A 12,499-nucleotide genomic window follows, 5' to 3' on the forward strand; every position below is an offset into this window, starting at 1 on the left:
TCAGTGGTTCGTATGGGCCGCTATCATACCCCGCTAATTAATCCCGCGCAGAACGGAGTACCTCAATGACACCTTTTGGCATCGTTTACACCCTGCACGTCCTGTCCGCCCTGGTGTGGGTCGGCGGTATGTTTTTCGCCTGGATGGTCTTGCGGCCTGCAGCGATGAAGGCGCTGGAGGGGCCTGCCCGTTTGAAGCTGTGGGTGGAAGTGTTTCAAGGTTTTTTCCGCTGGGTCTGGGTCGCGGTGGTGCTATTGCCGATCAGTGGCGTGGGCATGATTCATCTGCAATACGCCGGGTTTGAGGCGGCGCCGCGGTATGTGCAGGTGATGATGGGCTTGTATGTGGTGATGACCGCGCTGTTTATCCGGATTCAAGCGTTGCTGCTTCCAGAGTTGCGCACGGCGGTGGGCGCACAGGATTGGCCGACCGGGGCTGCGGTGCTTGGGAAGATTCGCAAGTTGGTGGGGATCAATTTGATTGTCGGGTTGGTGCTGGTGGCGATTGCTGCGGCCAGACCGATGTTCTAAAGCAAACAGTACAACTGTGGCGAGGGAGCTTGCTCCCGCTGGGTTGCGAAGCGGCCCCAAAATAGGACTGCTGCGCAGTCCAGCGGGAGCAAGCTCCCTCGCCACAGGATCTCGGTCGTTCTTACAACCTTTGAACGGTCACCGAACCCGCCGCACCCGCAGGCCCCGGCTGTCCATCAATCCCAGGACGACCGCTTTTGCCGCCATCGGCCTCGTAAACGAGGCAACCCTTCGCCTTGCCGCCCGCGCCCGGCTTGCCGCCAGGCCCCGCGATGCCACCGGCACCACCCGCCACCTGAACCTTGATCTGTTCAGCCGGATAATCCCGTGGCACTTCCAGCCTGACCAGCGCCCCCGGCGCCCCCGGCTGACCATCACTGCCATTGCTGCCATCGGCACCGCGGCCGGCCTGGCCCCATGTGCAACCCGGCGCCTGACCGTTGGCCCCATCAAGGCCGACAAAACCTGGCGCGCCCGCGCCACCGCGAGCGTCTACCGACAACAGCGGTGCATTCAGTGCCTTGATCTGCAAATTCAGGTTGCGTCCGGAGCGAGCGGCCTTGAGGTAAGTTCCCGGCGCCCCGCGAGCCGTGATCTGGCTGCCTTCAGACAATTCGGCACGACTGACTTTCAACTCCAGTACCTGTTCACTTGGCACGATGGCGATCCGCGCCTCACGCCCCAGATGCAATTCGCCGACGGTGACTTCGGTCACGTTCGAAGGAATCAACAAAGTGCCGTAATCGGCGACTTCCAGGCGTTCAAGCTGCAAGGTGCTGGCGGTGTTGGGCAGGCGCATCAATGAATTGGTTTCGACACTGACCACCTGGGCGCAGGCCAATGGGCTGATGAGTGCGGCGAGCAGACAGAGTTTACGCATGGGAAGCCTTCGATACGGTCGGAGCCGGGAGGGTTTGCAGGTGGAATACGCCGAAAAACAGGATCTTCAAGCGATCACGCCAAGGGTGGGCGCGACCTCTGAGGCTGCGGAAACAGAACACCGCCTCAAGCAGATGAAGAGACGCCAACACGCCGCCAGCCAGATTGACCAGCAGGTGCAACGGATTGACAAACGGCATCAGCAGATTGACCAGCACCACCAGCCAAAACAGCAGGGTCAACAACTTCCCCAGCCCCCAAAACACCTTCATACGCCCCCCGTTGAGAATTATTCTTTGCGCGCACAGTAACGGCTTCCGCGAGGGATAAGCCAGAGGGCAACAGAAAATTCTTCATGAAGGCCGCCGAATGGCCGTCGAATCAACAGCCACTGTTGTCCGACGGCTCTATTACGGGGCTTAGCGATTAATGTGTAACTCCACCCTACGGTTTTTCGCGCGTCCTTCATCCGTTTCGTTGTCGGCCAACGGCTGGCTTTCGCCTTTGCCTTCGCTGGTGAGTTTGCTCGGCGCAATGCCCTGGCTCAACAGATAAGCTGCCACACTGCTGGCGCGACGCTCCGAAAGTGCCTGGTTGTATTCATCCGAACCGACGCTGTCGGTATGACCGATCACCTTGATGCTCACCACATCGGCGAATTGCAGTTTGGACATCAGCGAATCCAATTGACTCTGCGCGGCGGGACTCAGGTCAGACTTGTTGAAGGCAAACAGCACGTCGCTGGGCAGCGTGATGACTTCGGGCTCAACAACTTCGACAGGTTTCACGCTGGCCGGGTACTGCGGCAGCGGACAACCATGGTGTTCGACAGGCGTATTGGCCGGGGTATCGGGGCAACGATCACGCCGATCGAAAACGCCGTCTTCGTCCTCATCGCCATCCTGGGCGTAACAGATCAAGCCACCGGTCAAGATACCGAGTGCTGCGCCACCGCCTGCCCAGCCGGCACTTTCAATCGCGCCCAGACCGCCGCCGACCAGTCCGCCGATGAGGCTGCAGATCGGCCAGGTACGTTGATTGAGAGGGGCGGTGCCATCGCTGTGAGTGGCGCAACCGGTCAACAGGCTGCCTAGCAGCAGAACCGGCAAGACGGTCCTTGTGAGAACGCTCATTGTGAAAGCTCCTGTGTTACCGGCCCATACCGGTTACACAGGAGTAAAGACCCGCATCCGCGACTGCACAAGCCGCGGAGCGGATGGGACTTAGCGGTTGATTTTGATTTCCGTGCGACGGTTCTGCGCACGGCCGTCAGCGGTTTTGTTATCGGCCACCGGCTGGCTTTCACCGGCACCGGTCACAGACACGAAGCTGCTGCGTGGGACGCCTTGCTGGATGAGGTATTCAACCACCGAGTGAGCACGCTTATCCGACAGTTTCTGGTTGTAGGTATCACTGCCCACGCTGTCGGTATGGCCGGTCACGGTCAATTGAGCGGTGGAGGCTTCCTGTTTCAGGCGCGTGGCGATTGTGTTGAGTACATCTTTATCGGAAGGCGTGAGTGTGGCTTTGTCGAACTGGAAGTGGACATCGCGGATGACAATGACTTCTTCCTTGACCACCACGACTTCTTCGACCACTGGCGCAGGTACCGGTGGAGGGCAGCCGTCGGCATCGACCTTCACGCCTCGAGGCGTACCCGGACACTTGTCGCGACTGTCCGGCACACCATCGCCGTCTTCGTCGCCATCGCCATGCACCCAGCAATAAGCCGCGGCGAAACTGCCGACGGCCAGCGCGCCATACCCCGCCCATGCCGTACTCTCGGTCGCACCGAGACCCGCACCGATGACACCACCGACCCCTGCACAGGTCGGCCAGTCGGTTTTCTGCAAACCTGCGCAACCAGTCAACACACTGGTTAGCAGAACCAAGGGTAATGCTGTCCGAACTATGCTCATCTAGTTTTCTCCTGAGGGATCGGCTTGAAACCGATTCAGGGAGTAAAGACCGGAGTTTTAATCTCCGCCAGCAATAGGCCACCGCTGTTTAGTCACGTATTCACGGCCGTTCGCCGATTTTGGTGCAAACCCGCTCTAGGCCCGCACGTTTGGGCAGGCTAGTCTTGGTGCTCTTTTTGAGGAACTCTGATGATTGCAGGTATTTCTTCGCGCACGCCCCAGCAGGCGTTGGCCGCTTTGCTTGATCGATACGCCCCCGCGCGCCTGTTGTTGATCGGCGCCAGCGAATTCCCCGCACTTGAGGCGTTCAAGCTCGCGCACCCGGACAGCTGCGTGGCGCATGCGGCACCGGGTGCACTGCCGGCCGAACTGGCGGCGCGCCGCTTTGATCTGGCGCTGGTGGTCGATTGCCTTGAACACCTGCCAAAGCGTGACGGTCTGAATCTTTTAGGCGGGATCCGTAATCTGAACGCCAGCCGCATTGCGGTGCTGGCGGATTTGCCGGCCAGCGGCTGGCAGGAGACGGATTTCTTTTCCCTGGCCTTGCAAGCCAGTGAACGCTTCCAGCGCGATGAACAAGTGCTGACGCTGTTCACCTACGATCTGCTTGACTATAAACAGGTGCCCGACTGGCTCAACTCGCGGTTCTGGGCCAATCCGGAAAACTTCGGGAAATATTGGTGGTAACGCAATGATCTGACTCCTTGCAAGCGTTAGATTCCTATTGTATTAGATAGCAGCCCCTTACGAACTCCTAGCCTGAGCTGGTGATTAAGGGGCGATCTAATGACCCTGAATCTGTTAAAGCAGGCTGAAGGGATTGGGTATCTGGTCGATGTAAGGGATGGCAGATGGAGCTTGTGAAGGCTACTAAAGACTTTGTGATCGCTGGGCAACCCTACCCAGGATTCCCCGTTCTTCTGTGGGACTCGATGGAGAGTTGTGTCCCCGCCAATCAATTTTTTCGCCACTACTTACTTCGCGGGGCTATAGGGTCTAAACGCTCCTGGCCAAGTACTGGACGTGCTCTTTATGATTTCTTCAGCTTCCTCCAAGCGCACGAACTGGACTGGCGGGACGTAGATCGAGGTGAGGCTAAGAGTCTTGTGTCTGCCTACCGAGACTATTGCTTGGACACGTGCGGCCTGGCTCTGAACACTACACGCCAGCGACTGACGTACATCTGTAAGTTCTACGAATTCGCACTAGATAATGGCTGGGTGAAGCGCCTGCCGTTCGGTCATGAAGAGCGCACCGTAAAGCGTGAATTGGGCTTCCTTGCGCATGTCGATGCCAGTGGTGGTCAGGTGATGGCAAACAATGTGATGCCGCGTTGCCACAAGATCTTGCCCAAGTTTCTAAGCATGGCCGAGATCAAATCTCTCCTGGCCGCAGCGGAGAACCCTCATCACAGGATGATGATTCGCCTGGCGTTGCATACAGGTCTGCGCCGCGAGGAAATCGCTGCCTTTCCGCTGGCATATGTCTTGGACCCAGACAAGGTTGGACGAACCGAACGCAACCTCCGCATTCGGCTCGACCCGTCCGACGGCAGCGGTATGGTGACTAAGGGCAGCAAGCCACGAGATATTTACGTCAGCCGCAAGTTCATGGCTGAACTCTATCGCTATGTGACAAAGATCCGCGGCGAGCGCGCCTCGCTAAGCAAGACTCCACAGAAGGCTTTGCTCCTTAACCAGGCCGGTGAATCCTATGGTGACGATGGCAAGAGCCTCAACCGGATCATCAGCGAGACCGGCAAGCGGGCTGGAGTCCGGGTCCATACGCACATGCTCCGGCACACATACGCCACCCAAACCCTAGTCAGTCTCCAACGTACCCCTGAGAGTGGGCTGGAGCCTTTGGTCTTCGTTCAGCGACAACTCGGCCACAGTTCGATTCAGACAACCATGGTGTACCTGCACCTTGTCAATGAAATGGCCGACAAAGCGGTACTGGCGTATGACGATGAATTGAACGCACTGGCAGGGGCCACTTGATGGGCAAACGCAAGGTATTTACTAAGACCGATCTCAGTGTGCCACAAGTCGAGCACAGCCACGATATGGCAGGTAACGTGGTGATTCTGCCAGAGGTAATCCCACCCAGTAATACCAAGGTCGCGTTCGGGAGGAACCCCACTCCGTCCCGCAGCTTCGATTTTGCCCGTTGGTATGGCGCTGGCATCGATTCCATCACCTATGCCTGCCAGCGCCAGATCGAACGCTTTCTGGCAGATGGGGACGCTATTGTCGAGACGAGCACTGTGAGTACCTACTGCAGGACGGGGATGCGCTTTTTCCTCGAGTATTGCGTGCTACGAGCAACGGCATTTGGCCGTGAATTGGTTTTGGAGGATGTTAGCCGGGACTTGATCGACGGTTACCTCAGCCATCTCGCTGCGCTAAGCGTGGAAAGTACCACTCAGAAGAGCTATTACTCGCACACTAAGCCCGTGCTAATCGCCTTGGGAGCGCGGGGACTGATCCATATAGTTACTTCCGGTGATGCTGCCACCTTCCCGAAGAATCCCTTTCCGAACGTCAACCGCAAGCTAAAAGGCGAGACGGCGCTATCCAAGCGCGAACAGCAGGCGGTTTCGGTTGCGCTGCGTCACGCAATTAGTCCGATCTGGGACGACGGTGCACCCGTGACTGGAGAACTCCTTTGCTTCGTCCTGTTAGTTGTGGCACTGCACACTGGGCGTAATACTACACCATTGCTGGAAATGGACCGCAACTGCCTGCGCCCGCACCCCAAAGACAACACTGTATTCCTAGTGTTATGGAAAAGGCGAGGTTACAACACCAGCAAGGCGGCCCTCCGCGCCTCATCAGATGCCGAACGTCTTTTGGAATCGACGCCAAACGTGAGGACCAACGTGGAGCGGTTAATCCGTCGCACGATGACTCTTACCGAATCTCTAGATTCACAAGCACCCGACGACCTCAAAGGCCGCGTGTGGCTGTATCGCGCTCGTTCTAATAGAAACGCCGGCGAAATCAATGCGTTGACTGATGGATCGTTGAGAGAGGCTATAGCCAGCCTTGTAGCTCGCTATAGCCTGACAGACTGCGACGGAAAGCCTTTGCGCATTAATATCTCTCGACTTCGCAAGACCTTCGCCAACCGCATTTTCGAGCTGACCGGTGGCGATCTGGCAGTCACTGCCGCGGCTTTAGGCAATACCCCGCGGGTAGCCGATAGTAATTACTTGGCACCAAGTGAAAGTGCACGCCGCAATTGGCAGTTCATGGGAGAGGTATTGGTTCAAGAGTTACTAACCAACACCATTAGAGCGACATATAAGAATACCCCCATGGGCCGCTGCGCTGACCCGGTGAACGGGCAGTACGCCCCGAAGCGCGAGGGAGCGACTTGCATGAATTTCATGAATTGCCTGCGATGCAATCACTACGCCGTGACAGCCGATGATCTGTACAAACTGTTCAGCTTCTACTTCCGCGTGCTGTCCGAACGCTCACGCATGTGCAAGCATCGCTGGGCACGAGAGTACGCACACATTCCTCGTTTGATCGACCACTACATCGTTGCCGAGGGTGTTCGTCGCGGCACATTCAAGCCCTCCGTTGTGGAGGCTGCTCGAGAGCGTGCCCGTGCCTTGCCGCATTCGTTTTGGTCAGTTGATCTGATTGATAGTCTAGAGATCTTTGCATGAGCGATGACAACTCGGCGGCAACTAGCTGCGCATCCATTGCAGTTCAGCCCGGCGATGTGCGTGAGCTCTCTGTAGCCGAACGTGATGTGCTAATTATCAGCAGCATCCAAGTCGATGGGACGTGGGTCGCTCTCAGCTTTTATGCGGACAATACTTGGCATTTAACCGGTTTCCCCAGCAATGTTGTGGGAGCGCATAGACGCCTGGATTTCGACATCTTGCCGCCGGCATTTAGAGACGTGATGAAGGCCATCTTATACCGCTACATACGACGAGGGCGCGAAGGGTGTGTGCGACCAAAAGGCAGCACAGTCTATAGTCTTTTTAAATATGCAATACCATTTTTACGCCATCTGGAGGCGCTTAAGATTCACCAACTATTCGCTGCTACACCTATGATCTGCCGGCACTACATCGACAGCTGCAAGGCGCACCGACAGATCAATCACTCTAAGGGCAAGCCACTTTCGTGCTCTGGATTGGAAGGTCGTTTCAAAGCCGTCGAAGCGCTCCATGAACTCAGTCAATTCACCGAAGACCGAATGTCGAACCATCCATGGCCCGAGACCTCCTCGTGTGCATTGGCAGGGCTCATCGGCCGTAAACGCCAAAGCGGCAAAACGCCCCTAATTCCCGATGACGTGTTCTGCATCCTGTTCGAGCGAGCCTATCAGCAAGTAGAACGTGGTCCTCAACTGATCGACCTACGCGATGCATTGGATGCTCTGACGATACAGCACAGAGGGCAAGCTAAGACTACCCTCAATAATGCCAAGAACCGCCAACTTCTAGCACTAGGTTGGAAGGGGAGTCTGAGGAAGTTCAACGAAGCGCTAATCGATTTGCGTACTTCCTGTTACATCGTCATTGCGAGCACCTCCGGATGTCGCAACCACGAGCTGGTAAATGTACAGTTAGGCGCGATCCACCGCACCAAGGACAATGAAGGCATCGTCTATCACTGGATGCGCTCTCGGTCTGAAAAAACCGATGTTGGTATTCATGACTGGATGATCCCCGAGGGCGCTGTGCGCGCCCTGCGCCTAATGGAGCGCTGGAGCGCGCCCTATCAGGCTAAAATCGCTGTCGAAATCATGCAGCGGCGCCGCGCCAATCCACATGATCCGCAAATTGCGGAGGCCCAAAAGCACCGTGGCGCACTCTTTCTCGGTGTAGATTCAAGAATCAATCAGGTACGAACACTTTGCAACGGAAGTTGGAGTTTGCACCTTAAGAAGTTCACGAAAGACTGCGGCCTGAGTTGGAGTCTCTCTAGCCATCAGTTCCGCCGCAAGTTTGCCAACTATGCCGCACATAGCCGTTACGGTGATCTTCGCTACCTCAAAGAACATTTCGCACACTGGTCGCTGGACATGACACTAGGCTATGCCATGGACGACAAATGGGGCCAGCATCTGGATCTTGATCTGTTCTTCGATATTCACGGGGAGTTGGAAGATATAAAACTCGGTATCGTCGATAATTGGCTCGGTGACGAACGCTTGGCTGGGGGCTATGGCCGCGCGCTTAAGCAATGGCAGCGAGAGCCGCAGAACCTGCTGATCTTCAAGGATCATGCCTCGATGCTGAAGTCCATTAGTGAGAGCACTGCAATTCGCAGCAACGGTCATGCCTGGTGCACGGCGGACAATGACGGTTGCGTCGGCAATACACTTGAACGTACCCGCTGCGGCAACTGCAATCATGCAGTAATTAGTCGTGCTCACGCGCCCATTTACCAGCGGCTCTACGATGACCTAAAAGGGCTGTTGTATTGCGCGGATATAGGTGAGGGAGGCCGGCAGCGCGTTGAGCGCGACCTGAATCGCTGCCGTGACGTACTGATACAATTGGGAATGGAGCCGGAGGCTTTAATCGCATGAAATCCAAGGACAAGACAACCAACTACAAGCCTGCCGAGGATCGCGAGAAGGACCTGAAACTTGCCCTCCTCCGCATCCAGAAGGGACGCGCCCGCCCTGGGGAATCCAAGATTACCATCGCGGCAGTCGCCCGCGAGGCGGGCGTGTCGACGGCGCTAATTCACAACCACTATCCGCGGATTGCCGAGGCTATAAGAGAGGCTCAAGGTCGCTCCAGTCGTGCCATGCGTGATGTGAAACAACAAGACTTGATTGCGGAACGCAAAAAGTCCGCAGCGTACCGTCAGGAGATCGAAGAGCTACAGACCAAGCTCGCCAGTCTTGCTTCCATCAACGAAGTACTGATGGACGAGAATCGTGTGCTCAAAGCTAAGAGGAACGACAGCAAAGTGGTCGATCTGGCCTCAAGGAAACCGCATGGGTAAGTAGATTCCGTTTTCCTGCTCAGTGCTCCTTGCCTCCACCGATTTGTTGTGCGGACTGCTCGATCTGGATTACGGCGATAACAGCGAGTGCCTATCTGGCGTTGCATGAGTAAATTTTTGGTGGTGTTCATCGCCGTTATCGCACCAACGTGAATAAACCGGCCCATCGCTCGCTGAGCACTGAGATAATTAGTAGACCGGCAGCCTTGTCGAGCCGGGGGCCGCGTGGATCTGAGCACCGAGCTTGTATAGTGTCGACTACTCACAACGCAACCAGTCCGCATGCTCAATGAGCAACTCCTCGATCAAGCGAGTGCCTAGGTAGGTCGAAAGCAGCTCAATTGGAGGAGTGCCCGCAAAACGCAGGTTCGGTTTGCATAGCCAAAACAGTGCTTTTTCTTTGTTCTCAAACACCGCTTCGGCCATGGCTGCTACATGAGCAAGTCGAAACAATCGATCACTCTCACCCAACGTCAAGCGCTGTCCGCGCGCTAATCGGCGATGGAGAGTGCTCATCGAAATAACCTGGTTGAGGGCGTCGGTGCTGAAGAGGCTCTGCTCGCACCAAGCCTTTATCCTCGTAGGCTCGAAGCCCGCCGCGATAATTTCGTGAATTCTTTGTTCATCAGCGTCGGCTGGAATGTGCAACAACGCTTCCAGCCGTAGCCGATAAACGTGGTAAACCGGTCCGTTCACTCTTCCAGCGAGCATGGATTTCTGCCACCTGCCAGCAGGCCAGCAGGTTCAAACTCTCTACCTAGCGACAAAGCGACATCAAGGAATCGTGAAGCCCGCGCCGTGCGCCGGTCGACTATACAGCGAGCGTGTGCCATGAGAGACGCTGCATTCTGCCACTTGAGTGTTTTGACTTTGCGTTTGCCCTTCATAACGATTCCCGTAATGGGTTAGTTCTACCCACTGGTGGTGGTCACCATTCATGGAAGAAACAAAAATGGTCCCCCGCCCATTCACTCCTTTTGCAGTCATCTCCTTCAACTCCACACGATGAGGCGCGGTAATCCTATAGAGGCTTCAGACGGGCGCTCGGATGGGTCAGTAAAAGCTCGGTAACGAAATCAGTGTGGGGGCCAATAACACGCTGCTCCCTCCTGGTCATGGTTAGCGAATTCAAGGCACGGCCGCATAAAGGAACAACTCGCTCTCATTCAGCACCCGATCGGATACTTGAGGAGTACGAGCATGGAGACGATGTTCCGAGTACCAGACATGGCGAGTTTTTTTTCTGCGAAGATCGAGTTCTCCGAGCTTGTAGGTACCTTTCGCTGTTTTGTAAACCACTGCTGATTCGTCAGCTTCGGCCCCCCTGAAACAGACAATCTGGATCACGTCCTCTAAGCTCCAAAATCCCCGACCGTCCACACTCGGCGGGCAAAGCATCTGTACGCCTTCAATGAGAACATCCTGTGCGAAACTCAAATAGTGCTGGAGCTCGTAGGCGCAACGGACAATCGCCGCGCGGTCTCGTTTGCCCGTTTGAATTGAGGTGATAGTTATGAGAAAGCAGTAGCCTTCAACCTCACAGTGCGACCTTGCATGAACTGCGAGGCTCTTGGGGTCAAGCACGTAAATCACTAGTTGCTCCGTTGCGAATGGGCTGACGCCTCCCAAGGTAGCTTGGGTGTGGACAGTTGCCAGCGCGAGACTTGGTTCCGCAGTCTCAGTATGGCTTGCGGTCCAGGTGTGTGTGTGTGTGTGTGTGGAGGAGCGCTAGCAAGACAAGGAATCGACACCCCACATATACATGTTATAGCCCAGCGATGTGGGGTGTCAAAGCATGGCCTTATTGCTCTTTTACGGCTGCGCGGAAGAGCAATGGAATATCTGGAAGCTCTTGGGCAAACGCTGAGAGAAATTAGAGTAGACGCCGGACTTAAACGGGAGGACTGTTCGAGGGCGCTGAGTCGCGAGTATCTCGCCAGCGTAGAGCGAGGCCGTCAAAGCATTTCGATCGCAAAGTTTCGGTCCCTTTGCGACTGCTTAGGCGTTACGCCGAGCATCGTGCTTTTTACAGTGGAGGCCCGCATGGCATCGTTGAGTTTAGGGGACTATCAGGCCAAACAACGCAGCGAGCTCGATGAATACCTCAAGACAGGGAGGCTGCGCAGCGAATTCAGTGCCGGCGCTATTCAAGGCGTACGAGGGAAACGTGCTGAGAACAATCGCAATGCCATTCAAAAACTCCAATCCGAAGGGCTCAGCAAAATAGAGGTATCTCGTAAGCTCGGTGTTGGAACAACAACAGTGGACCGATATTGGCGCAAAACGAACTAATCGCCCCTAGTTTCGTAGACACATCCCCTTAGAATGAGGTCTTGGAGGTGTCATGAGCGACCAGCATTATCCCGAAGAATTCAAAATCCAGGCGGTCAACCAAGTGGCCGAAAAACATCTTTCCTGTCAATCCGTGAAGAACTAGAAATTTGTCGACTACGACCTGCAGATCGCGGCAGGAGTGCCGTTGCAATGCGACGAGCCGGCCGACTTCCATACCTTTCGCTTTGGGCTGTTCAGACTCGAAAATCTGCACAATATTGAGCGCACGGTCAGCACACTGAAGCGGGCACTGCATGAGGTGATTGTTAACTAAGCCCTCTTCTTGCTCATGAGTTGGGCCGACCCAAAACTGACTGTGGCGACAGGCAGAAATCGGCCAAAAGGAGTCAGTCGGATGTGTCTACGAAACTAGGGGCGATTCAGACAACCGGTGCTTAAGACGACTTATTTAGTCGGAAGATCGGTAAATATTTTTACCGCGCTCTTTAATATTGAGCGAATCCTCAGTCCCAGCTAAGTATTGGGTCGTATCTTCCCTTCAGCGCAAGTTCAGCGCTGTTCAGGAGAGGCGACCCACACATGAATCCCGCAAAAGCCGGATGGCTTAACAAAGTCCCCGAAGTGACACTGGCCTTCTGGGTGATCAAGATTCTCTCGACGACCGTGGGTGAAACCGGTGCCGACTTCCTCGCCGTGGATGCCGGTTTCGGCGCTGGCTGGACTAGCATCGGCATGGCGTTGGTACTCGGGTGCGCTCTGTTCTTTCAAATGCGCAAAACAGCCTATTCGCCGTGGATCTACTGGTTGACCGTGGTGCTGGTGAGCATCGTCGGCACGCAGATCACCGACATTATGACCGACATGCTCGATATCAGCCTGTACGTCAGTA

Annotated in this window: 13 protein-coding genes and 2 pseudogenes; 9 read left to right on the plus strand and 6 right to left on the minus strand. The window is 55.7% G+C overall.

The window, feature by feature from the left end:
• The first annotated feature begins 65 nt into the window (after positions 1 to 65).
• The gene (locus tag FHL16_RS24915; protein ID WP_010462624.1) at positions 66 to 530 is read left to right on the plus strand and encodes a CopD family protein; all 465 of its coding nucleotides are present in this window, start codon (positions 66 to 68) and stop codon (positions 528 to 530) included.
• A gap of 121 nt (positions 531 to 651) precedes the next feature.
• Here the strand turns inward: FHL16_RS24915 and FHL16_RS24925 are convergent, their stop codons facing one another.
• The 4 genes from FHL16_RS24925 to FHL16_RS24940 form a co-directional block, all read right to left on the minus strand.
• Positions 652 to 1,410: a collagen-like triple helix repeat-containing protein gene (locus tag FHL16_RS24925; protein WP_010462626.1), complete on the minus strand. Its 759-nt coding sequence runs from the start codon at positions 1,408 to 1,410 to the stop codon at positions 652 to 654.
• Complete coding sequence (locus tag FHL16_RS24930) at positions 1,403 to 1,681, minus strand: DUF1145 domain-containing protein (RefSeq protein ID WP_010462628.1); 279 nt, start codon at positions 1,679 to 1,681, stop codon at positions 1,403 to 1,405. The genes FHL16_RS24925 and FHL16_RS24930 overlap by 8 nt, the downstream gene beginning before the upstream one ends.
• Before the next feature lie 147 nt (positions 1,682 to 1,828).
• Positions 1,829 to 2,542 carry an OmpA family protein gene (locus FHL16_RS24935; protein WP_010462630.1) on the minus strand — a complete coding sequence of 238 codons (714 nt, stop codon included), beginning with the start codon at positions 2,540 to 2,542 and terminating at the stop codon, positions 1,829 to 1,831.
• A gap of 90 nt (positions 2,543 to 2,632) precedes the next feature.
• Positions 2,633 to 3,328, minus strand: coding sequence for an OmpA family protein (locus FHL16_RS24940; protein WP_010462632.1), 696 nt, complete (start codon positions 3,326 to 3,328; stop codon positions 2,633 to 2,635).
• 189 nt (positions 3,329 to 3,517) lie between these two features.
• Here FHL16_RS24940 and FHL16_RS24945 point away from each other — a divergent pair, with 189 nt between their 5' ends.
• From FHL16_RS24945 to FHL16_RS24965, 5 genes are all read left to right on the plus strand, one after another.
• Positions 3,518 to 4,015 carry a DUF6231 family protein gene (locus tag FHL16_RS24945; RefSeq protein ID WP_010462634.1) on the plus strand — a complete coding sequence of 166 codons (498 nt, stop codon included), beginning with the start codon at positions 3,518 to 3,520 and terminating at the stop codon, positions 4,013 to 4,015.
• Between the two features lie 164 nt (positions 4,016 to 4,179).
• Entirely contained in the window at positions 4,180 to 5,328 is a 1,149-nt protein-coding gene (locus FHL16_RS24950) for a tyrosine-type recombinase/integrase (RefSeq protein WP_077749574.1), read from the plus strand.
• Positions 5,328 to 7,007, plus strand: coding sequence for a hypothetical protein (locus tag FHL16_RS24955; protein ID WP_077749575.1), 1,680 nt, complete (start codon positions 5,328 to 5,330; stop codon positions 7,005 to 7,007). Before FHL16_RS24950 ends, FHL16_RS24955 begins: the two co-directional genes overlap by 1 nt.
• The gene (locus tag FHL16_RS24960) at positions 7,004 to 8,890 is read left to right on the plus strand and encodes an integrase (RefSeq protein WP_077749576.1); all 1,887 of its coding nucleotides are present in this window, start codon (positions 7,004 to 7,006) and stop codon (positions 8,888 to 8,890) included. Before FHL16_RS24955 ends, FHL16_RS24960 begins: the two co-directional genes overlap by 4 nt.
• Positions 8,887 to 9,315: a TetR family transcriptional regulator gene (locus FHL16_RS24965; protein ID WP_077749577.1), complete on the plus strand. Its 429-nt coding sequence runs from the start codon at positions 8,887 to 8,889 to the stop codon at positions 9,313 to 9,315. The genes FHL16_RS24960 and FHL16_RS24965 overlap by 4 nt, the downstream gene beginning before the upstream one ends.
• A gap of 258 nt (positions 9,316 to 9,573) precedes the next feature.
• Here the strand turns inward: FHL16_RS24965 and FHL16_RS24970 are convergent, their stop codons facing one another.
• Both FHL16_RS24970 and FHL16_RS24980 read right to left on the minus strand, forming a co-directional pair.
• The gene (locus tag FHL16_RS24970) at positions 9,574 to 10,026 is read right to left on the minus strand and encodes an antitoxin Xre/MbcA/ParS toxin-binding domain-containing protein (protein WP_077749578.1); all 453 of its coding nucleotides are present in this window, start codon (positions 10,024 to 10,026) and stop codon (positions 9,574 to 9,576) included.
• A gap of 417 nt (positions 10,027 to 10,443) precedes the next feature.
• Positions 10,444 to 10,908 carry a hypothetical protein gene (locus tag FHL16_RS24980; RefSeq protein WP_077749579.1) on the minus strand — a complete coding sequence of 155 codons (465 nt, stop codon included), beginning with the start codon at positions 10,906 to 10,908 and terminating at the stop codon, positions 10,444 to 10,446.
• Positions 10,909 to 11,148: 240 nt separating this feature from the next.
• On the opposite strand from FHL16_RS24980, the gene FHL16_RS24985 reads away from it, so the two are divergent.
• The 3 genes and pseudogenes from FHL16_RS24985 to FHL16_RS24995 all read left to right on the plus strand — a co-directional run.
• Complete coding sequence (locus FHL16_RS24985; protein ID WP_077749580.1) at positions 11,149 to 11,607, plus strand: helix-turn-helix domain-containing protein; 459 nt, start codon at positions 11,149 to 11,151, stop codon at positions 11,605 to 11,607.
• A gap of 145 nt (positions 11,608 to 11,752) precedes the next feature.
• A pseudogene (locus tag FHL16_RS34550) lies at positions 11,753 to 11,923 on the plus strand (alanine--glyoxylate aminotransferase family protein); the annotation flags it as partial.
• A 266-nt stretch (positions 11,924 to 12,189) separates the two neighbouring features.
• Positions 12,190 to 12,499, plus strand: a pseudogene (locus FHL16_RS24995) (hypothetical protein); the annotation flags it as partial.

It is taken from the genome of Pseudomonas sp. FSL W5-0299, assembly GCF_005930655.1.
Taxonomy (GTDB): domain Bacteria; phylum Pseudomonadota; class Gammaproteobacteria; order Pseudomonadales; family Pseudomonadaceae; genus Aquipseudomonas; species Aquipseudomonas mandelii.